20 protein-coding genes are annotated in these 20,672 nt (G+C 61.0%); 7 read left to right on the forward strand and 13 right to left on the reverse strand.

The features are described 5' to 3' along the window. Positions 1 to 77 precede the first annotated feature (77 nt). The 7 genes from EOE18_RS15530 to leuC all read right to left on the reverse strand — a co-directional run bounded on the left by EOE18_RS15530 (position 78) and on the right by leuC (position 4,578). Positions 78 to 836: an NUDIX hydrolase gene (locus EOE18_RS15530; protein WP_127711195.1), complete on the reverse strand. Its 759-nt coding sequence runs from the start codon at positions 834 to 836 to the stop codon at positions 78 to 80. A gap of 333 nt (positions 837 to 1,169) precedes the next feature. Then, positions 1,170 to 1,496 carry a Grx4 family monothiol glutaredoxin gene (gene grxD, locus EOE18_RS15535; RefSeq protein ID WP_127711197.1) on the reverse strand — a complete coding sequence of 109 codons (327 nt, stop codon included), beginning with the start codon at positions 1,494 to 1,496 and terminating at the stop codon, positions 1,170 to 1,172. A gap of 75 nt (positions 1,497 to 1,571) precedes the next feature. After that, positions 1,572 to 1,805, reverse strand: a complete 234-nt coding sequence (locus EOE18_RS15540) for a BolA family protein (RefSeq protein ID WP_127711199.1) — start codon at positions 1,803 to 1,805, stop codon at positions 1,572 to 1,574. Between the two features lie 37 nt (positions 1,806 to 1,842). Beyond that, the gene (locus EOE18_RS15545) at positions 1,843 to 2,166 is read right to left on the reverse strand and encodes a DUF1476 domain-containing protein (RefSeq protein WP_127711201.1); all 324 of its coding nucleotides are present in this window, start codon (positions 2,164 to 2,166) and stop codon (positions 1,843 to 1,845) included. Positions 2,167 to 2,350: 184 nt separating this feature from the next. Continuing rightward, positions 2,351 to 2,947 (reverse strand): 3-isopropylmalate dehydratase small subunit, encoded by a 597-nt coding sequence (gene leuD / locus EOE18_RS15550; RefSeq protein ID WP_127711203.1) that lies wholly within the window; start codon positions 2,945 to 2,947, stop codon positions 2,351 to 2,353. Positions 2,948 to 2,963: 16 nt separating this feature from the next. Then, complete coding sequence (locus EOE18_RS18530; protein ID WP_164852784.1) at positions 2,964 to 3,137, reverse strand: hypothetical protein; 174 nt, start codon at positions 3,135 to 3,137, stop codon at positions 2,964 to 2,966. 7 nt (positions 3,138 to 3,144) lie between these two features. Then, positions 3,145 to 4,578 carry a 3-isopropylmalate dehydratase large subunit gene (gene leuC, locus EOE18_RS15555; protein ID WP_127711205.1) on the reverse strand — a complete coding sequence of 478 codons (1,434 nt, stop codon included), beginning with the start codon at positions 4,576 to 4,578 and terminating at the stop codon, positions 3,145 to 3,147. 119 nt (positions 4,579 to 4,697) lie between these two features. Here leuC and EOE18_RS15560 point away from each other — a divergent pair, with 119 nt between their 5' ends. From EOE18_RS15560 to topA, 4 genes are all read left to right on the forward strand, one after another. After that, positions 4,698 to 5,222: a sterol desaturase family protein gene (locus EOE18_RS15560; protein WP_127711207.1), complete on the forward strand. Its 525-nt coding sequence runs from the start codon at positions 4,698 to 4,700 to the stop codon at positions 5,220 to 5,222. 8 nt (positions 5,223 to 5,230) lie between these two features. Then, positions 5,231 to 5,401 carry a hypothetical protein gene (locus EOE18_RS18535; protein ID WP_164852785.1) on the forward strand — a complete coding sequence of 57 codons (171 nt, stop codon included), beginning with the start codon at positions 5,231 to 5,233 and terminating at the stop codon, positions 5,399 to 5,401. Beyond that, positions 5,398 to 5,976, forward strand: a complete 579-nt coding sequence (locus tag EOE18_RS15565) for a nucleoside 2-deoxyribosyltransferase domain-containing protein (RefSeq protein ID WP_127711209.1) — start codon at positions 5,398 to 5,400, stop codon at positions 5,974 to 5,976. The genes EOE18_RS18535 and EOE18_RS15565 overlap by 4 nt, the downstream gene beginning before the upstream one ends. A gap of 158 nt (positions 5,977 to 6,134) precedes the next feature. Further along, on the forward strand, positions 6,135 to 8,807 hold the full coding sequence (gene topA, locus EOE18_RS15570) for a type I DNA topoisomerase (protein ID WP_127711211.1): 2,673 nt from the start codon (positions 6,135 to 6,137) through the stop codon (positions 8,805 to 8,807). A 61-nt stretch (positions 8,808 to 8,868) separates the two neighbouring features. Here topA and EOE18_RS15575 read toward each other — a convergent pair whose 3' ends face one another. The 4 genes from EOE18_RS15575 to lepB all read right to left on the reverse strand — a co-directional run bounded on the left by EOE18_RS15575 (position 8,869) and on the right by lepB (position 13,242). After that, positions 8,869 to 10,512, reverse strand: a complete 1,644-nt coding sequence (locus EOE18_RS15575) for an ArnT family glycosyltransferase (protein ID WP_127711213.1) — start codon at positions 10,510 to 10,512, stop codon at positions 8,869 to 8,871. A gap of 224 nt (positions 10,513 to 10,736) precedes the next feature. Next, a complete protein-coding gene (gene era, locus EOE18_RS15580; RefSeq protein ID WP_127711215.1) occupies positions 10,737 to 11,651 on the reverse strand; it encodes a GTPase Era in 915 nt (304 codons plus the stop codon). Further along, positions 11,648 to 12,304 (reverse strand): ribonuclease III, encoded by a 657-nt coding sequence (rnc, locus tag EOE18_RS15585; RefSeq protein ID WP_127711247.1) that lies wholly within the window; start codon positions 12,302 to 12,304, stop codon positions 11,648 to 11,650. Before rnc ends, era begins: the two co-directional genes overlap by 4 nt. 44 nt (positions 12,305 to 12,348) lie before the next feature. Then, complete coding sequence (gene lepB / locus EOE18_RS15590; RefSeq protein ID WP_127711217.1) at positions 12,349 to 13,242, reverse strand: signal peptidase I; 894 nt, start codon at positions 13,240 to 13,242, stop codon at positions 12,349 to 12,351. A 355-nt stretch (positions 13,243 to 13,597) separates the two neighbouring features. Between lepB and pgi the strand changes: the two genes are divergently transcribed. From pgi to gorA, 3 genes are all read left to right on the forward strand, one after another. Next, positions 13,598 to 15,166, forward strand: a complete 1,569-nt coding sequence (gene pgi, locus EOE18_RS15595; RefSeq protein WP_127711219.1) for a glucose-6-phosphate isomerase — start codon at positions 13,598 to 13,600, stop codon at positions 15,164 to 15,166. Positions 15,167 to 15,324: 158 nt separating this feature from the next. Beyond that, a complete protein-coding gene (locus tag EOE18_RS15600; RefSeq protein ID WP_164852786.1) occupies positions 15,325 to 17,349 on the forward strand; it encodes an alpha/beta hydrolase family protein in 2,025 nt (674 codons plus the stop codon). Between the two features lie 129 nt (positions 17,350 to 17,478). Beyond that, positions 17,479 to 18,825, forward strand: a complete 1,347-nt coding sequence (gene gorA / locus EOE18_RS15605) for a glutathione-disulfide reductase (protein WP_127711223.1) — start codon at positions 17,479 to 17,481, stop codon at positions 18,823 to 18,825. A gap of 35 nt (positions 18,826 to 18,860) precedes the next feature. Here gorA and aroB read toward each other — a convergent pair whose 3' ends face one another. Together aroB and EOE18_RS15615 are read right to left on the reverse strand one after the other, a co-directional pair. Beyond that, a complete protein-coding gene (gene aroB, locus EOE18_RS15610; RefSeq protein WP_127711225.1) occupies positions 18,861 to 19,967 on the reverse strand; it encodes a 3-dehydroquinate synthase in 1,107 nt (368 codons plus the stop codon). Positions 19,968 to 19,970: 3 nt separating this feature from the next. Continuing rightward, on the reverse strand, positions 19,971 to 20,648 hold the full coding sequence (locus EOE18_RS15615) for a shikimate kinase (RefSeq protein ID WP_246027478.1): 678 nt from the start codon (positions 20,646 to 20,648) through the stop codon (positions 19,971 to 19,973). Positions 20,649 to 20,672: the final 24 nt, after the last annotated feature.

A 20,672-nucleotide genomic window follows, 5' to 3' on the forward strand; every position in this document is an offset into this window, starting at 1 on the left:
TCCGTGTGAACTTTTGCCGCTTCTGTCCGCCAATGCGGCGCTAAGTCAAATGGCGCTTTAAACGTATAGGTTGAGAATTACCCCCGCCGCGCGGTCGCCAGCCTTTCGCCTAGCACCGGATAGCCCAGACCATCGGGTATCATCAGCCAAGCCTCGCCATTTTTCTCGCAAGGTTGGCCGCTGATCGGGCGGATCGGGTGGCGGGCGGCATTTTCCACCGCCTGCGCATAGGAGGCAAATTGCGCAAGGCGCTCCAGATTGCGGCGGGTGGGGAAAATGATACGCAAATCCCCCGCATCGGCACGGGCCAGCACCTGAGCGGGCGTGGCCCAGAACAGATTGGTGTTCTCGGTCGCATCCACCGCCAGATCGACCCGACCGCTGCCCAGATTGGCCAGAAAGAACAGAGTGTCAAATCCACCGACAGTCGGTTGCCGCCAATGGGCAAAGGCGGGGAGGGTGTCGAGGTCGAGCCTTAAATCCAGCGCCTTGAGCACCGGAGCCAAGGCTTTATGCTGCAATAACAGGTGCCGACCTTCGGCGGCTTCTTTGGCACTCAAGCTCCGGTTGAACCCAAGTGCAAGCCCCGTTTCCTCCCAAGTTTCGCGGATGGCAGCGATGCGACCGATGCACTGTGGAGAGGGATCGCCCAGGTTTTCGGCCAGCGTTACGTCCGCTGCATCCACCCGTCCGCCGGGAAAGACCGCCGCCCCTGCGGCAAAGCGCATGGTGGAGGCGCGCTCCACCATCAGCACTTGCGGCGCGGCATCGCCGATGGACTGGCGAAAGACAACCAGTGTGGCGGCGGGGATTTTGTCACTATCTTGGCCAAGCATGGCGCATAAAATGCGGGGGTAGAGGCAAAAGCGCAAGCTGTGTCGGGAAAGTTTACAGATTGGTACGGCGATGCTTGATGGTTTGATATGAAATCACATCATTTCAATGGGTAGTGCGATTTGGCACGCCTTGTGCTTTGATGAAGGCATCAAGCAGTCTCGAAAGAGGTGGCGCGCTTCCCGGTCTCCGCGTTCCACCTTGCTTCCCGCGTCGAGAAAAGCGGGGTCGGTTCCCAGTCTCCCGACCCCGCCACGCTTGACGGGCCGAAACCGGCCCACAAAAAAAGCCGCCCCGTTGCGTAACGAGGCGGCTTTTTTGTGGGTGGGAGCAGGTTAGCCCTGCACCAGACCATGCTGTTGCAGCAGGTCCTGCAACTCGCCAGCCTCATACATTTCCATCATAATGTCGCTGCCGCCCAGAAATTCGCCCTTCACATAGAGCTGGGGAATGGTCGGCCATTCCGAAAACTCCTTGATGCCGGCGCGGATTTCGGGGTCCTGTAACACGTCCACCGTTTCATAGGGCGCGCCAAGGCGTTCCAGAATGGCCACCGCACGGCTGGAAAAACCGCATTGCGGGAAAAGTGCGGTGCCCTTCATGAACAGGACCACGGGGTTGCTGTTGACGATCTCGGCGATGCGGGTCTGTGCGTCGGACATGGTTTTACTTTCTACCACGGTTTCGGGGGAAGGCTTGATTGTGGTCGGTTGCGGCCCGACCGTCAATGATGGCCCTTAATTGGGTGTCGCGGTGGTCAATTGCAAGGCGTGCAATTCGCCGCCCATGCGACCACCCAAAGCGGAAAAGACCGCCTTATGCTGGGCAATGCGCGGCTTGCCTGCAAAGCTGGCCGAAACGACATGCGCGGCATAATGGTCACCATCACCCGCCAGATCGGTGATCGTCACCTGAGCATCGGGAATGGCGGCCAAAATCATGGCCTCGATCTGGTCGGCTTGCATGGGCATGGGGGAATGTCCTTGGTTGGTTGGAATGGCGACGGGTTCAGACTTCGCCCATCAGCGCACGGCGCGCCTCGGTCTCTTTCTGCTTCATCGCGGCGCGCACTTCGGATTCGTCGGCATCGACGCCCGCGCTAATCAAATCGCCCAGCAATTTGCGGACAACGTCTTCGTCACCGGCTTCTTCAAAATCGGCCTGCACCACCGATTTGGCATAGGCATCGGTTTCGGCGGGCGAAAGGCTCATCCGTTCGGCAGCCCAAGTGCCCAGCAGGCGGTTGCGGCGGGCGTGGATTCGGAAATCCATTTCGCCGTCATGGGCAAACTTGGCCTCTTCGGCGCGTTCGCGGTCCTGAAAGCTGGTCATGATGGGGCATCCTCCCGCAAGAGTGTTGGTCAGGCGTTGTATCACGCCTTCGTTATGTCGGGATAGTGCCGCAGCGGCCTCGGTTCAATCCCCCGATTTGGCGCATAGGCCGCTGCGACATCTGCATCATCAGCATTTCGCAGCGGCCCTATCTTTGCGCTAGCGCAAAAAGGCGCAGAAAAAATCAGGCAGCTACTACATTGGCCAGGAAAGGAAGTTCGGCTGCAATCTTGGCCTCATGCGTGCGGATCGCTTCGTCGCGGGCCAAGGTCAGGCCCACTTCGTCCAGACCGTTGATCAGGCAATGTTTACGGAAAGGGTCGATTTCAAACTGGAAACGGTCCTGAAACGGCGTGGTGACCGTTTGCGTTTCCAGATCGATGTCGATCGGCTGATCCTTGGCCACTTCCAGCAGGCGGTCGATGGCTTCCTGCGGCAGAACCACGGTCAGAATACCGTTCTTGAACGCATTGCCGGAGAAAATGTCCGAAAAGCTGGGGGCAATCACACAGGTGATGCCCATATCGAGCAGCGCCCATGCGGCATGTTCACGGCTCGATCCGCAGCCGAAATTGTCGCCCGCGATCAGGATTTGCGCGCCAGCATAGGCTGGATCGTCAAAGATATTGCCTTCTTCGGCGCGGATCGATTCAAACGCACCCTTGCCAAGGCCGGTGCGGGTGATGGTTTTGAGCCAATGGGCCGGAATGATGACATCCGTGTCCACATTCTTGCGGCCAAACGGGATTGCCGTGCCAGCCACGTGCTTGATGGGGGTCATGGGATAATCTTTCAGATCAATCGGTTTCGGGAGCGTCTTCAGGATGCGCGGGCTCTTGCGCAGCCTTGGCCTTGCGGCGTCCGGCATAGATCAGCGCCGCAGCCAGAGCCGCCGAGCCAATCGCCGCACCGGCCAGAGTGGCGGCGCCTGCCCAGCTGCGACCTTCCTTCTTTTCGCTTTCTTCGCTCATATCTGCCTCACCCGATCAGTTCACGAACATCGGTCAGCTTGCCCGTCACCGCCGCCGCTGCCGCCATGGCGGGGGAAACGAGATGGGTGCGTGCGCCCGGACCTTGGCGGCCCACGAAATTGCGGTTGCTGGTGCTGGCGCAACGTTCGCCTGCGGGCACCTTGTCGGGGTTCATGGCCAGACAGGCCGAACAGCCCGGCTCGCGCCATTCGATACCCGCTTCGATGAAGATCTTGTCCAGACCTTCGGCCTCGGCCTGTTCCTTGACCAGACCCGAACCGGGCACAACGATGGCCCAACGGACATTATCGGCCTTCTTGCGGCCCTTCACCACGGCGGCGGCGGCGCGCATGTCCTCGATGCGGCTGTTGGTGCAGCTGCCGATGAACACATTCTGCACCTCGACATCCGACAGCTTTTGCCCCGGTGTCAGGCCCATGTAATCAAGGCTCTTGCGCGCGGCTTCCTGCTTGCTGGGATCGGCGAAGCTTTCCGGAGCAGGCACCACGCCGCCAATGGCCACAGTGTCTTCGGGGCTGGTGCCCCAAGTAACCGTAGGCTGGATATCGGCGGCATCGATCACCACCACCTTGTCATAGGTGGCGCCAGCATCGGTAGCCAAACTCTTCCACCATGCCACGGCCTTGTCCCAATCGGCACCCTTGGGTGCATAGGGGCGGCCCTTTACATAGGCGATGGTCTTGTCATCGGGCGCGCAAAGGCCAGCGCGGGCGCCATGTTCGATCGCCATGTTTGAAATGGTCAGGCGACCCTCGATCGACAGGCTGCGGATGGCAGAGCCGGTATATTCGATCACATAGCCTGTGCCGCCGCTGGCGCCCAGCACACCGCAGATATGCAGCACAACGTCCTTGGCGGTCACGCCTGCGCCCAATTCGCCCTCGACGCGCACTTCCATCGTCTTGGATTGTTTGAGCAGCAACGTCTGCGTCGCGAGCACATGTTCGACTTCCGACGTGCCGATGCCAAAGGCCAGCGCGCCCAGACCGCCGTGGCTGGCGGTGTGGCTGTCGCCGCAAACGATGGTGGCGCCGGGCAGCGAGAAGCCCTGTTCGGGGCCAACGACATGGACGATACCCTGTTCACGGTCAGCATCGCCGATATAGCGGATGCCAAAAGCAGGGGCGTTCTTTTCCAGCATTTCCAACTGCTGGGCGCTTTGAGGATCGGCAATGGGGATACGGCCGCCAGCGGCATCGCGGCGCGCGGTGGTGGGCAGATTGTGGTCGGGCACCGCCAGCGTCAGATCGGGGCGGCGTACCTTGCGACCCGATACGCGCAGGGCTTCAAACGCCTGCGGGCTGGTGACTTCATGGACGAGGTGGCGATCGATCCAGATCAGGCAAGTGCCGTCCTCACGGCGTTCCACCACATGGGCGTCCCAGATCTTTTCGTAGAGTGTTTTTGCGGTGCCAGTCATAATGCATCTGAATTAGGCAGGGGGGCACCGAAAGACAAGGGGCCTTTAGCCGAACTACGGATATAGGGTGGACATTTGGACCGGTGGCCTTGGTGCGGGAAGGGGGCTATAGGGGCCCTATGAGCACATTCTCGATCATCCTTGTCATCGCGGCGACATTCCTTGGCATGGAGGGCGTGGCGTGGAGCGCGCATAAATATATCATGCATGGCTGGGGCTGGGGCTGGCACCGCGACCATCACGAGCGGCACGACCGGATGTTCGAGAAGAATGACCTTTACGCCATTGTTGGTGCGGTGATGAGTATTTCGGCCTTTGCGGTGGGTAGCCCGCTGGTGATGGGCGTGGCGGCTTGGGAGCCGGGCACATGGATCGGGCTGGGCATTTTGCTCTATGGTGTGGTCTATACGCTGATCCATGACGGCTTGGTCCATCAACGCTATTTCAAATATGTGCCCAAGCGCGGCTATGCCAAGCGTCTGGTACAGGCGCACAAGTTGCACCACGCCACGGAAGGTAAGGAGGGCGGGGTGTCCTTTGGCTTTGTCATCGCCCGCGACCCTGCCGTGCTGAAAAAGGAATTGGCCGAGCAGCGCAAGGCGGGCATTGCCGTGGTGCGCGAAGCCTTGCTCAAGGGCGACTGACGGAGCCTTTGCGCACACGCCCTGCCATATGTGCCCGTAAACGCCGCTATGCCAGCGAGGCTGAAGCGGTGGCGGTGGCTTTGGCCGCCAAGGTGACCTTGCGGCCCTATCGCTGCGCCTTGTGCCGTCAGTATCATTTGACCAGTCGCACCAAGGGGATGAAGGTTTTGCGTCCATGATCAAGCTGTTGATGGGTGTTGTCGCTTTGTTGGCGGGTGGGCTGGCCCATGCCGAGGAGGCGAGGGTGTTTGTCTCGCCCGTGGCACTGCCTGCCGATCACATGCGCCCCCGCGTGTTTCTGGGCGGCAGCATCGACATGGGCAACGCGCCCGACTGGCAAAAGGAAGTGATCGCCGCGCTGGGGCAGGATGAGGTGGACCTGCTCAACCCCCGCCGTGCCGACTGGAATCCGGCGTGGAAGCCGGTGGCATCGGAGCCCAATTTCCGCACCCAAGTGGAATGGGAACTGGCCGCGCTGGACAGCGCCGACATCGTGATCATGAATTTCAGCGCCGGATCACAGGCGCCGGTCAGCCTGCTGGAAATGGGCCTGCATGCGCGCGGGGGCAAGCTGATCGTGCTGTGCCCCGAAGGCTATTGGCGCAAGGGGAATGTGGATATTACCGCCGCGCGTTATGGTGTGAAGCAGGTTGCCGATCTGCCCGAATTGCTGGCGGAATTGCGCAAACGCTTGGCCGCCTATCGCCAAGCCCATCGTGCAGTTACAGCAAACTTACCTGCAAAGGCCCCTTGACGGATGGGGCCTGCCGCCTCCACCCTCGTGTGTGCGTGTGAGGCAATGGCTCTCGGGCTAGGCTTGGGGGTGGTTGCCTTGCTTCATGATCGGCGGCAAAAGGGTGGCCTCGATGGCTTCCCCCGCGCCTGCCCGTTTTACAGATTGCCAGAGATACCATGCAGCTAGTCATCGTCGAATCGCCGGCCAAGGCCAAGACTATCGAGAAATATCTGGGCAAGGATTACCGCGTTTTGGCCTCTTATGGCCATATTCGCGACCTGCCGCCCAAGGATGGATCGGTTCGCCCCGACGAAGATTTCGCGATGGATTGGGAACTCTATGGCGACAAACAATCCCGCGTGCGCGAGATTTCCGATCTGGCCAAACAGGCCGACCGACTGATCCTCGCGACTGACCCTGATCGCGAAGGCGAGGCTATTTCGTGGCATGTGCGCGAGCTGCTGGCCAAGCGCCGCGCCTTGCCCAAGGATGTGCAGCGCGTAACCTTCAACGCCATCACCAAGGATGCGGTGACCACGGCGATGAAACAGCCGCGCGATCTGGATCAGGATCTGATCGACGCCTATCTTGCCCGCCGCGCGCTGGATTACCTGTTCGGCTTTACGCTGTCTCCGGTGCTGTGGCGCAAGTTGCCCGGCGCGAAATCGGCAGGGCGTGTGCAATCGGTGGCCCTGCGCCTGATTGTGGAGCGTGAGCGCGAGATCGAGGCATTCCGCCCTCAGGAATATTGGCAGGTCATCGCCAGCCTGATGCAGGATGGCACCCGCTTCCCCGCGCGTCTGGTGAAATTTGAAGGGCAAAAGCTGGACAAGTTGAGCCTTGGCGATGAGGGTATTGCCCTGCGCGCCAAGGCGGCGGTGGAAAGCGGCGCTTTCCGCGTGGAGGAGGTGGAGACCAAGCCGGTCCGCCGTAATCCCTATCCACCTTTCACCACCTCCACCCTGCAACAGGAGGCCGCGCGCAAGCTGGGCTTTTCGGCCAGCCATACGATGCGCGTGGCGCAAACCCTGTATGAGGCAGGCGCCATCACCTATATGCGTACCGACGGTGTGCAGATGGACCCCAGCGCGATTGCCGCCGCGCGTCAGGAAATCCATGACCGCTTCTCTGGCCATTATTGCCCTGAAAAGCCGCGCCATTACGAAACCAAGGCCAAGAATGCGCAGGAGGCCCACGAGGCGATCCGTCCCACCGATTTCAAGCGCGACACCTATGGCAGCGGTGATGAGGCCAAGCTCTATGGCCTGATTTGGAAGCGTGCGCTTGCCAGCCAGATGGCCAGCGCCGCGCTGGAGCGCACCACGGTGACGCTGCGCGATGGCACGGGCATGCATGAATTGCGCGCCACCGGTCAGGTCGTGAAATTCCCCGGCTTCATGGCGGTCTATGACGAAAGCCGTGATGCCAAGCCCGATAGCGACGAGGATGACGGTAATCTGCTACCCTTGTTGAACAAGGGCGATATGCCGGTGAAGGACAAGGTGGAGGCGAGCCAGCATTTCACCCAGCCCCCGCCGCGCTTCTCCGAAGCCAGCTTGGTGAAGCGTCTGGAAGAACTGGGCATTGGTCGTCCTTCCACCTATGCGGCCACGCTTCAGGTGCTGAAGGATCGCGCCTATGTGCGAACCGAGAAAAACCGTTTCTTTGCAGAAGAATCGGGGCGGTTGCTCACCGCATTTCTCGAACGCTTCTTCCCGCGCTATGTGGCCTATGAATTCACCGCGGGCATGGAAGACGAACTCGACGATGTGTCGGGCGGGCGTGCAGGGTGGAAGGCGCTACTCGAAGCCTTCTGGAAGGACTTCAAGCCCAAAAGCGACGAGGTGATGGAGAAGAAGCCTTCGGAAGTGACCGAGGCTTTGGATGAATTCCTGTCCGACTATCTGTTCCCGCCCAAGGAGGATGGATCGGACCCGCGCAAATGCCCGCAATGTGAAACGGGGCGTATCTCGCTGCGCGGCGGTCGCTATGGCGCGTTTATCGCTTGCAACAATTACCCCGAATGCAAATTCACCCGCAAGTTCGCTCAACCGGGCGGCAGCGGTGATGCGGGCGAGGAAGGCGAGCTGGGCAAGCATCCGGAAACGGGAGAGCCCATCCTGCGTAAGTCTGGCCGTTTTGGCCCCTATATCCAGATGGGCGATGGCGAGACCAAGAAGATGGCCTCGATCCCCAAGGATATTGGCGAGATGACGCTCGACTGGGCGGTTAAACTGCTCAGCCTGCCGCGCACCATTGGCCAGCATCCCGAAACGGGTGAGCCGATTACCGCCAGCATTGGCCGCTATGGCCCCTATCTGGCGCATAAGGGCAAATATGCCCGCCTGCGTGGCACGGCTGAAGTGTTTGAGACCGGCATGAATATGGCCGTGGCCAAGCTGGCCGAAGCGGCCGCCGGTGGTGGCCGCAGCCGCAATGCGCCTGCCGAACCGCTCAAGGTCTTTGGCGCACATCCCACCAGCGGGGGCGAGATCAAGCTGTTGGCGGGCCGTTATGGCGCCTATGTGACCGATGGCACCACCAATGCGACCCTGCCCAAGACGGTGGATCAGAACGATCTGACGCTGGAACAGGCGATTGCCCTGATCGACGAGCGCGCCGCCAAGGGGCCAGCTAAGGGCAAGAAGAAGGCTCCCGCCAAAAAGGCCGCGCCCAAGAAGGCTGCTGCGACCAAGGCGAAAAAGACCGACGGTGAGGAAGGCGCGGAAGGCGAGGTGAAGAAAAAGGCCGCTCCGAAAAAGGCGGCTGCAAAAACCACCGCCAAGGCCAGCCCTGCCAAAAAGCCGGCGGCCAAGAAACCCGCCGCTAAAAAAGCGGCTGCTGAATAACAAAAAGCCCGGCGAGAGGATGTCCTCCCCCGGGCTTTTTCGTGGGTGCTATTCCTGCATTTTAACGCAGGGCGATGTTCCCGTCACCCTTGCCCTTGTTCTGAACCAGCAGCGAGGGCGTAGGCTCTGGCTGCGGCGCAGCAGTTGCGGGCTTCAATTTATAGATCAACAGCCCGCGCCAACCCACCGGCAGCAGTGCCTGCAACTGGTAATCGCGGTGCAATTCGTTGAAAATCATATTCCGCGTCTGCCAATTCACCGGCAGGGATGAAGGCTGCACCGTCATCACCACCACTTGCGGGCGGGTGGCCATGATATGCGCCACTTCCTGCGCTGCATTCACACCCAGCGCGTTCACATCGACCATGCCGTTGAGATGGTTGGGGAACACATAGCGGGTGACAAAACAGGTGTTGGTCATCAGATAGAGGATCGGATCGCCTTCGTTGATATAGGCGCAGCCCGTGCCCTGCGGCGTCACAGCGGCGGCGCGGATCGTCGCGGCGGCGGCTTCGACCTGCTCGGTCGTGCCATGGTGGCGGGTGTTGTAAATGGTCACCACGGCGGCGGCGACAATGCCCAGCCCGATCATAAACCGCGTGATCCAACGCAGCGGGCGTGCCTGACCTAGGGCAGGGGCCGAGGCGATCATCAGGGGCACCAGCAAGGGCGCGACATAATGGTCATACCATGTGCCAAAGATCAAAAAGCCCAGCGTAGCCGCGCCTGCCCAATAACGCAGGAAAGACTGGGTGCAGGCGGCATGGCCAGCCAGCTTTGGCAGGTGACGCGGCGCCCAGAATAGCGCGACCCAGACGGGCAGGAGCGCCATGGTTTCCTTGAACAGGCGGAACATGGAGCCGCCAAAATCTTCATGGCGGCCAAAGATCGACAGGAAATTGGCCTGAATGAATTCATCATTATAGCCATGCGTCACATACCAGCCCCACGCGGCCAGCGTCGGCACCAACGCCGTCATGGCCCAGCCCGCTGCGGCAGGGGCAATGCGGGCCGTATGCCAGCCCGCCTTGCGCGCCCGCGCCATCAGGGCAAAGCCAAAAGCCATGCCTTCGAACAGCACCGTATATTTAAGCTGCATCGCCACGCCGATGACCAGCATGATCGCCGCGCCATGCAGGAACAGGCGGCGGTCATTGGGCGCAGTCCACACGCGCACCATGGCCAGTGCGCAAAGCGCGATCAACAGGTTGTAATAGACCGGAGCCTGCCCGCCAAAGCAGAAGAAGGCCGAGAGATAGAGCTGATAGGCAACGCCCGCCCACCATGCGCCCGCACGCGGCGCAATTTCACGCGCGATGCGATAGATGACCAGCGATGTGCCCGCCACACAGGCCAGCGCCACCAATTGATATTGCAGGATACCTTCGCCACCCAACAGGCGCATGGCGGCAAACAGGATGAACAGGCCAACTGGTTTGCGGTCCCAAATGTCCACAAAAGGCACCGCGCCATGCAGCATGCGGTCGCCCACCAGCAGATAGAATTGTTCGTCAATATGGATGACGGGAAAGCCCAAAGTGCCCCCGCGCACCAGCAACCCCACCAGCAAATAGGCAAAGCCGACCAAGGCCAGTTCTTGCCACCGCGCCAGCCCCATGCGACGCTCGGCCCCGATGCCGCGCTCGGCTTCCTCGGGGAAAGCCCCGCGCAAGCGTTGCGGTAAAGCTGCAAGAAATTCGCTCATTGACCCATTACTCCGTCCCGCTTTCCCTTACCCCCTTTTCCCGCCGGACCCCCATCCTGCGAGAAAAAGCATGGGTCAGCCGGTTGCCGGTTCCGTTGCCGCCATGGCTTTGCTCCTGAATTTCAAATCAGCCCTAGCTTTGTAGCACGGCTGATACAATTCCTGCCGCAACAGCGGGCCAGAGGCAATGGCCCGCTGTGGGACAGGATAGGTATTCTGGCGTATCACTTGACCCAATCTAGGCCGATTTCCTCGTAAATCTCACGCGAGTCGGCCCAGTTTTCGTCCACCTTCACATGGATGAACAGATGCACGGGTTGGCCCAGGATCTCGGACAGCTCCTTGCGTGCGGCCTCGCCAATCGCCTTGATCCGCGCGCCGCGCTTGCCCAGCACGATGGGCTTCTGGCTTTCACGCGCGATCACTACCTGCTGGTGGATTTCCACGCTGCCATCCTTGCGCTGGGTATAGCTTTCGGGACGCACCGTGCTGTCATAGGGCAGCTCGTCATGCAGCTGGCGATAGAGCTGCTCGCGGGTGATTTCGCAGGCCATGAGGCGTTCGGACGCATCGGAGACCTGATCCTCGGGGAAGTTCCAGGGGCCTACGGGCATCAGATCGGCCAGACGGGCCTTCAACTGCGCCACGCCATCATTGGTGGAGGCCGAGATGAAGAACACCTCGTCAAACGGAATGATGCCTACCAGTTCCTGCGCCAGCACCAGCAGGGGCTCCTTGGCGATCAGGTCCACCTTGTTGAGCACCAGAATCTTGCGCTCGGGCCGGTCCTTCAGGGTTTCGAGGATTTCGAACAGAGCCTCGCGGTTTTTCTTGGCGGCATCCACCACCATCAGAATGGCGTCGGCCTCCTGCGCACCTTCCCATGCGGCGGCGACCATGGCGCGGTCCAGACGGCGGCGCGGGGCAAAGATGCCGGGCGTGTCGGCCAGAATGATCTGCGCGTTGTGCTTGTCGCTCTGTTCCAGCGCAATGCCCATCAGGCGGGCGCGAGTGGTTTGTGCCTTGGCCGACACAATCGCCACTTTCTGCCCCACCAGCGCGTTGACCAGCGTGGATTTGCCCGCATTGGGCGCCCCGATAACGGCCACAAGACCGCAGGATTCTGCTACTTCACTCATCCAAATTGCCTCAAAAATTCTGCGGCGGCCAAGGTTTCGGCCTCCTGTTTGCTGTTGGCGACCGCTTCCACCTCGCCCACACCCTTGATCCCCACCGCCACGGTAAAGCGGGCGGCGTGATCGGGGCCGGAACGATCGACCAGTCGATATTCCGGAGTCTTGCGACGATTGCCCGCGGCCCATTCCTGCAATGCGGATTTGGGATGCTTGGCTTGGCCGGCCTGACCACCCACCGCCTGAGCCCACAGGCGGCGCACCATGGCGCGGGCCGCGTCAAAGCCATGCAGGTGGAAACAGGCGCCGATCAGCGCCTCCATCACATCGCCAAGGATATTGTCGCTGTTCGATCCGCCATCATCACGGGCCTGCTTGCCCAGACGTATGTGTTCGGGCAGGCCAATCTGGCGGGCGATGCTGGCACACATCTGGCGGCTGACCAGCACGTTGAGCCTTTGCGACAGGCGGCCTTCGGCTTCCTGCCCGTTGTTATACAGCCAGTCGGCAATGGTCAGGCCCAGCACGCGGTCGCCCAGAAATTCAAGGCGCTGGTAATCCTGCACGCTCTTGCCCTTGGGGCCAAGCTGGGCGGTAAAGCTGCCATGGGTAAGGGCGGCGACCCATTCGGCCTCGCCCCCGACATTCACACCACTCATCTGCGCCAGAAAGGCGCGGGTTGCTTCATTCAAGGGGGAGGCGCTCAAAAGGTGCCCCCGATGCGGTTGAGGCGGGCAGCGGTGAACCACGTCCAGGGCAGCAGCCAGTTGGACGAGCCATCGGTCGACCACATCATGATTGTGGCGCGACCCACCAGATTGCCCTGCGGCACATAGCCAATGCCGCCCACGTCGGTGGAAAAGCGGCTGTCCATCGAATTGTCGCGGTCATCGCCCATCAGGAACAGCGCGCCCTCGGGCACGATATAGGGCAGGGTATTGTCCTGCGGGGTCGGCTCCATGTCGATGACATTGTAGCTCTTGCCCGGCTTGCCACCATCGGAGGGCAGCGTTTCCTTGAACTGGGGATAATGGCAGACTTTGCTGCCATCGGCTTTCTTCACCTCGTAATTGACCGCAAGGCCATAGCGCGGCTCATAGCAATGGGTGTTGGCCGAAACGGCGATCTCGAAATCCTCGATCCGCTGCTTGGGCATGGCATTGCCGTTGATATAGAGCACGCCACCCTTCATCTGGATCGTGTCACCGGGCAGGCCGATCACGCGTTTGATCCAGTCGTCATGGTTGGCCGGAGGCGCCTTGAAGATCACCACATCGCCGCGCTGGGGCTGGCTGGCGAAAATGCGGCCGGGGATCAGCGGCAGGCTGAGCGGCAGCGAATATTGCGAATAGCCATAGGGCCATTTGGCGGCCAGCAAATAGTCACCATTGACCAGACGCGGCAGCATCGATTCGCTGGGGATGTTGAAGGGCGAGAAGAAAAAGCTGCGGAAGATGCCTACGATAAGCACCAGCTTGACGAGGAAGACGAAAAAATTTTCTTCTTCCTGCGGCTTTTTACCCGCGGCGGGCGCAGGTGTGCCAGCAGCGTTCAGGGCAGGGTTGGTGTCATCGGCGCCGGGCGCGGTATCGGTCATCTTGGCTTAGTCCTCAAGCAGGGCTTACCATAGGCCCATGTTGGCGGAAAGCGCCTGCGTCAAGCCGCTTTGGCCGCTTGGGACAGGTTCCGCGCCGAAAAGAGCCGCTTTTGGCGCTGTTTTGATGTTTGCGGCCTGAGCCTTGGATGAACGTTGAGAGCGGCTTGGGCGGGGCCGGTTTGATCAGTCCTGCTTACAAAGCTTTACCGCGCATGCGAGATGCTGCCTTTCTGCTGAAACGAATTCATGGCCTCTTGCGCGGGGTGAGACTGTCCAGCCCCCTTGGCCGCGCGGCTTTGGCAGGGCATAGGGCGGGGGACAGACCCATTCGACACTCATGCAGGAGACAAGGCGCGTGTCCAATCAACAAACGGTTCAGGCGATCTGGGATCGTCTCAAGGCGCTGCCCAAGCCCACGCTGGCACAATTGTTCGCGCAGGATGCCAACCGGCTTGAACTGCTCTCGGCCCGTATCGAGCTGGGTGAGGACAGCGAAGGCGAGGTTGAGGACGAACTGGCCTATAATCTGGGCGGTATCCGCTTTGACTGGTCCAAGACCCATCTGGACGCGGCGCATCTGGCCGAGTTCGAGCAGCTGGCGCAGGCGATGGATTTCGATGGCCGCCGCGCGCAATTGTTCAATGGCGAGAAGATCAACAACACCGAAGGCCGCGCCGCCGAACATACCGCCATGCGCGGGGTTGGCCTTGATACCAGCGTAGAGGAAGCGCAGGCCCTGCATCAGCGCATGGCGTCGCTGGTCGAGGCGATCCACGAAGGCGCGCTGGGTGAGGTGAAGCATCTGATCCATATCGGCATTGGCGGCAGCGCGCTTGGCCCCGCTCTGGCGATTGACGCGCTGACCCGTGATGGCGCGATGGTGGATGTGCATGTGGTGGCCAATATTGACGGCTGCGCGCTGGAGCAGGCGATTCTGGCTTGCGATCCGGCCACTACCTTGATCGCGGTGGCGTCCAAGACTTTCACCACCACCGAAACCATGACCAACGCCTTGAGCGCGCTCAACTGGCTTCGCGAGAATGGCGTTGAAGACCCCTATGGTCGCGTGATCGCCTTGACGGCTGCGCCGGAAAAGGCGGTGGAATGGGGCGTGGATGAAACCCGCGTGCTGCCTTTCCCCGAAAGCGTGGGTGGGCGTTATTCGCTGTGGTCGTCGATCGGCTTCCCCGTGGCCATGGCCATCGGCTTTGACGGTTTCGCCGAATTCCTTGAAGGCGCGGCGGTGATCGATCAGCATTTCGCCGAAGCGGAAGGCGCGGCCAACCTGCCCCTGCGTGCGGCCTTTGCCGATCAATTCTACACCCGCATCATGGGCGCCCAGACCCGCGCCTGTTTCGCCTATGACGAGCGTCTGGCGCTGCTGCCCGACTATCTCCAGCAATTGGAGATGGAATCGAACGGCAAGAGCGTGACCTTTGACGGCGCGCCGGTCGATGGTCCCACCGCTCCCATCACTTGGGGCGGCGTGGGCACTGATGCCCAGCATGCCGTGTTCCAGTTGCTGCATCAGGGCACGGTGCTGGTGCCGGTGGACTTCATCGCCTCGGTCGCGGCGGGCCATGATCTGGATCCGGCCCATCACCGTATCCTGTTGATGAACTGCTTTGCGCAGGGCGCGGCGCTGATGGCGGGCAAGGCCAGCGAGGATGGCGCGCGCGCCTATCCGGGCAACCGCCCCTCGGCCACGATTCTGGTCGATGATCTGAACCCTGCCGCCTTGGGCGCCCTGATCGCGTTCCACGAGCATCGCACTTTCGCCAATGCTGTGTTGTTGGGCATCAATCCTTTTGACCAGTTCGGCGTGGAATTGGGCAAGGAAATTGCCAAATCGATCGACAATGGCAATGCGACGTTCGATCCCAGCACCACGGCTTTGTTGGCTGAGGCCGGTTTGGCCGACTGATCTTTCATCATCGCGTAAAAAAGGAAGGGGTCGGCATGGTAGCGCTGGCCCTTTTCTTTTTGGGATCGCGCATTTTATTGTGGTTGCCCTTGGGGTTTCAATTTGTTTAACCTTGCGCCTGCGGGCTGGATTTGTTTCCGGTCATGGGTGGGGGTGTTATGAAATCTGCGGGCAAATACGCGCTGGCCATGGGTGCCGGCGTGGTGGGCTATCTTGCTTTGGCGATGGCCAATCCTGCCATGGCGCAGACTGCGTCAGGATCGAATCCGGGTTCTGCCAGTGCCGAGGTAAGGAAACTGTCGGCGCAGGACTATGCCACAATCCCCTTTGTCGAACAGCCGGACCTGTCGCCCAATGGCGAATGGGTGGCGGGGCTGTTCGGCGTGAATGGCACGCGCCAGATGTGCATGATCAAAATTCTGGGCGGAGAATCGGTTCGCAAATGTCTGGGCCTTCCCGATGGCATGACCGCCTCGGGCATTCAGTGGGTCAATGATGATTATGTCGTTCTGTCCGTCACCCAACAGCAGCCGATTGAAGGGCGCTTCATCTATGTCAGCCGCGCCTTGGGTGTCAGCCGCGAGACAGGCAAATTCGTCAAGCTGAAGTGGGATCTGCTGGGGCAGAATGTGTCCCGCGTGTTGTGGGTTTCGCGTGATGCCCGCAACGAGATCCTGCTGTCAGGTTCCAATTCGATCTATCAGGGCGAAGAATTCTATCCCGCGATTTATCGCGTCAATGTCGCCAACGGCAAATCCAATTTTGAACAGCGCCATTCGCATAATGTGCTGTGGTGGAATGCCGATGGGCAGGGGCAGGTTCGCACCGGCGTCACCTATGATGACGACCGCCGCCTGTTCCAGATGTATTATCGTCCCAACGGCACCGACACATTACAGCGTTTGGAACGGGCCGACGCCCGCAAGCGCGAGGATTTGACGGATCCGGAGATTTTTCTGCCCGGTGGCAACCATGTGATCGTTATTCGCAATGGCGATGGCAAGGAGCCGAGCGCGCTGTGGGAAGTGGATCTGGTCAACCATAGCGATGTGGCCAAGGTCTATGAAGCACCCGCCGGCCGCCGCATTGCCTACACTATTCCTGCGCCCGATGGCACCAGCTTGCTGGGGGTGGGTCTGCGCGGGGTGCAGGACGAAACGGTGTGGCTGGATCCGGAACTTGCCAAGATCCAGGAGGCTTTTGACAAGGCCGCCGTTGGCCGCCATGTGCGGATTGTCAGCATCAATGCCAATCGTCAAAGGATGCTGGTCAGCCTTGACCGCCCTGACGCGCCCAGCGCCCTCTATTTCTTTGATACCACCGAGGGATCGCTGCATCGCCTTGCCTATCAGTATGAAAAGCTGGGGATGGGCGTCCTCTCGCCGGTGCGCGCGGTGCGGTATAAGGCGCGGGACGGGTTGGAGATCGAGGCGATCTTGACTTTGCCTGCCGGATTTGAGGACGAAGGGGGCAAGAAGGGCAAACCTTTGCCCTTCATCGTGCTGCCCCATGGTGGCCCTTGGGCGCATGATGGATTGAGCTTTGACTATTGGCCGCAATTTCTGGCCAACCTTGGTTATGGCGTGATCCAGCCCAATTTCCGCGGTTCCACCGGCTATGGCGAGGATTTTGAACGCAAGGGCGAGGGCCAGATGGGGCTGGCCATGCAGGATGACGTCAATGATGCATTGGCATGGGCGGTGAAGGAAGGATTGGCCGATGGCAAGCGCGCCTGCATCATGGGCGCGTCCTATGGCGGCTATGCGGCCATGTGGGGGCTGGCCCGCGATGCGGACCTGTGGCGTTGCGGCATTTCCATCGCGGGCGTGGCCAGCCTGCGGCGTGAAGTGAACGATATGGACGACAATTACCTGATGGGCGGCCTTTATAGTGATCAATGGAAGGCCATGACGCCTGACTTTGCCGCCGTGTCACCTGCCAATAAGGTGGACCGGATCAAGGCGCCCCTGTTGTTGGTGCATGGCAAGATGGACGAGCGCGTGGCCTATGGCCAATCGACCAATATGGCCGACAAGATGCGCGCGGCGGGCAAGCAGGTGGAATTTCTCAGCCTGCCAAAGGCTGACCATTATTACACCCGCGAGCCTGATCGTCTGGCGCTGTTGCAGTCAATCGAGGCTTTTCTGAAAAAGCATAATCCGTCGGACAGCATGGTGCCTTGAGGCAATATTGTCAGCAAGGCATACAAAATTCCGGCGATGACTTGGCAAAGCGGGCCTGGCACTCCATATCGGCGCCAACACCCCGTTTATGGCGCATCCCTTTGACAGGGGCGCATTCAGGAGCATCGCATGGCTGAGTTCGACTATGACCTTTTTGTGATTGGCGCGGGCAGCGGCGGCGTGCGCGCCAGTCGCATTGCGGCCAGCCATGGGGCGAAAGTGGCCGTGGCAGAGGAATATCGTGTAGGCGGCACCTGCGTCATCCGTGGCTGCGTGCCCAAGAAACTGCTGGTCTATGCCAGCCAGTTTGCCGAGGAACTGCATGATACGGCCAAGCTTGGCTGGACCTTGGGCGAAAAGAGCTTTGACTGGGCGGCCCTGCGCGACTTTGTGGCCAGCGATGTTGACCGGCTGGAGCGGGCCTATGGCTCGACCTTGGCCAATAACAAGGTGGAGCATTTTGCCGAACGCGCTACGGTGACCGGCCCCAACACGGTGCGTCTGGCCAGCGGGCGCGAGATCAGCGCGAAATACATTCTGGTGGCGGTGGGCGCATGGCCGGTGATGCCGGACTTTCCCGGCAATGAACTGGCCATCACCTCGAACGAAGTGTTCCATTTGGGAAGCTTTCCCAAGCGGGTGGTGATTCAGGGGGCGGGCTATATCGCGCTGGAATTCGCCGGTATCTTCAACGCGCTGGGCGCGCAGGTGACGGTGGTGAACCGTTCGGACAAGATCCTGCGCGGCTATGAGGAAGCGCTGACCGAGCGCCTGTTGCCGATCATGCGCGCACGCGGCATCGAATTCCGCTTTAACAGCCCGATCGAAAGCCTTGTAAAGCAAGCCGATGGCTCGATCTGCGTCAACACCAAGGGCTTCCTGCCGCTGGAGGCTGATTGCGTGCTGGTGGCCACGGGCCGCCGTCCCAAGACCGATGGGCTGGGGCTGGAAAATGCAGGCATCACGCTGGGCGCTTCGGGCGAAGTGCCGGTGGATGACTATAACGCCACGAGCTGCCCCAGCATCTATGCCGTGGGCGATGTGACCAATCGCGTGCAATTGACCCCTGTGGCCATCCGCGAAGGCCATGCCTTTGCCGACACAGTGTTTGGCGGCATGCCCCGCACCATCGCCTATGACCATATCCCCAGCGCCGCTTTCACCCAGCCTCCCATTGCGGGCGTTGGTCTGACCGAGGCGCAGGCGCGCGAAGCCGGGTATGAGGTGAAAATCTACACCAGCGATTTCCGCCCGATGAAGAATATGTTCGCCGCAAGGGCCGAGCGTGGTTTCTACAAGCTGGTGGTGGATGCGAGTAGCGACAAGGTGCTGGGCGTGCACATGATCGGGCCGGATGCGCCGGAGATACTGCAGGCGGTGGCGATTGCCGTGAAGGCGGGCCTGACCAAGGCGGATTTCGACGCCACGGTGGCGCTGCATCCCTCCATGGCCGAAGAACTGGTGCTGATGCGCTGATGATATAAAGAGGGGGCGGTCGCTCGCCCCCTTTTTTACGCCTGCAATTGATCGCTCAGGAAGGCGGAAACTTCCTCCAGCGTCACATCCTTGGTCAGGAAAGTCTGGCCAATGCCGCGCATCAACAGGAAGGCCAGACGGCCCGCGTCCACCTTTTTATCATGCAGCATATGGGCCGCCAATTGTGCGCCCGATACATTGAGCCCCAGCGCGCGAATATCAGCCGGCAGGCCAACGGCGGCAACATGGGCGGCAATCCGCTCGGCTTCCTCCGCCGCCATCAAGCCACGCCGCGCCGAGAAACGCGCCGCCAGCACGCAGCCCAAGGCCACCGCCTCGCCATGCAGCAGGCGTTCGCCAAAGCCGGTTTCCGCCTCCAGCGCATGGCCGAAAGTATGGCCCAGATTGAGCAGGGCGCGCAGGCCGGTGGTTTCAAATTCATCCTGCGCCACGATCCGCGCCTTGGCCGCCACCGAATGAGCCACCGCAACTTCCCGCGCGGCGACATCGCCCGACAGCAGGGCGGGGCCATGGGCCTCGCACCATGCGAAGAAGTCTGCATCATCGATCAGGCCATATTTGAACACTTCGGCATAGCCAGCGGCCAGTTCGCGGCGCGGCAAAGTGGACAGGGCGTCCAGATCGGCCAGCACCAGCGAGGGCTGATGAAAGGCGCCCACCAGATTTTTGCCCGCAGGCGTGTTGATCGCCGTCTTGCCGCCCACGCTGGAGTCCACCTGCGCCAGCAAAGTGGTAGGCACTTGCACGAAATGGCAGCCGCGCTTCAACATGCTGGCGGCAAAGCCGGTGAGGTCGCCAATCACCCCGCCGCCCAGCGCGATGATGTGGTCGCCGCGCTCCACCTCCAGCGCCAGCAGCCAGTTGACAACAAGGATCAGGTTTTCCCAGCTCTTGCTGCTCTCGCCCGCGGGCAGCACCTGCCACGCCGCCTGCTTGCCAGCGGCCGCCAGCGAAGCCTCCACCGCCGCGCCCCATGCGGCATGCACATTGACGTCGGTCACAATCGGCACCACCGCTTTGCGCAAACGCGCACCGCATTGCTGCGCCAGATCGCCGATCAGCCCATGGCCCACGCGCACCTCATAGGGGCGTCCGGCAATATCGACAGGAATGGTGGTCATGGCTTAGCTTTCGTGGGTGGGTAGAGAAATGTGATGTTCGTCCAGCCATGCCTCGATCGCTTCCATCAGGCAGGAGAGCGTTTTGGCATGCGGGGCCTGACGGCTCATCACCTTGATCGGGGCCTGCGCATAGAAAGGCTCGCGGCTGGATTTCAGGTTGGACAGGATCTCGCGCGGGTTGCCCTGACGCAGCAGCGGGCGGTTGCCCTTGCGCGCGGTGCGCTCCACCAGCGTGTCCAATTCCGCATCCAGCCACACCGCAATCGAGCGCGCCAGAATCAGCGAGCGCGTGGCATCATTGACAAAAGCGCCGCCACCCGTGGCAATCACTTTCACCTCTGGCCGCGAGGACAGGACAGGCGGCAGCGATAGCCCCTTGGCCGCAGGTTCAGCCACGCCCAGCAGGCGCGCGATCACCCGCCTTTCGCCGTCGCGGAAGAAGGTTTCGCCATAGGTGGAAAAAATGTCGGGGATGGACATTTGCGCCGCGCGTTCGATTTCGTCATCGGCATCGATAAAGGCCACGCCCAGCGCAGCGGCCAAACGCTTGCCTAGGCTGCTTTTGCCCACGCCCATCATGCCTACCAGCACGATCGGCCGGTCCAGCCTTGCGATAACGGCCTCCAGTCGGGCCTGATCGGCCTGCCTTGCGGCCTCGGAAAGAGTGTGTTCTTCATCCATTGCCCGCCTGCCTATAGTTTTGCT

It is taken from the genome of Novosphingobium umbonatum (assembly GCF_004005905.1).
Classification (GTDB): Bacteria; Pseudomonadota; Alphaproteobacteria; order Sphingomonadales; family Sphingomonadaceae; genus Novosphingobium; species Novosphingobium umbonatum.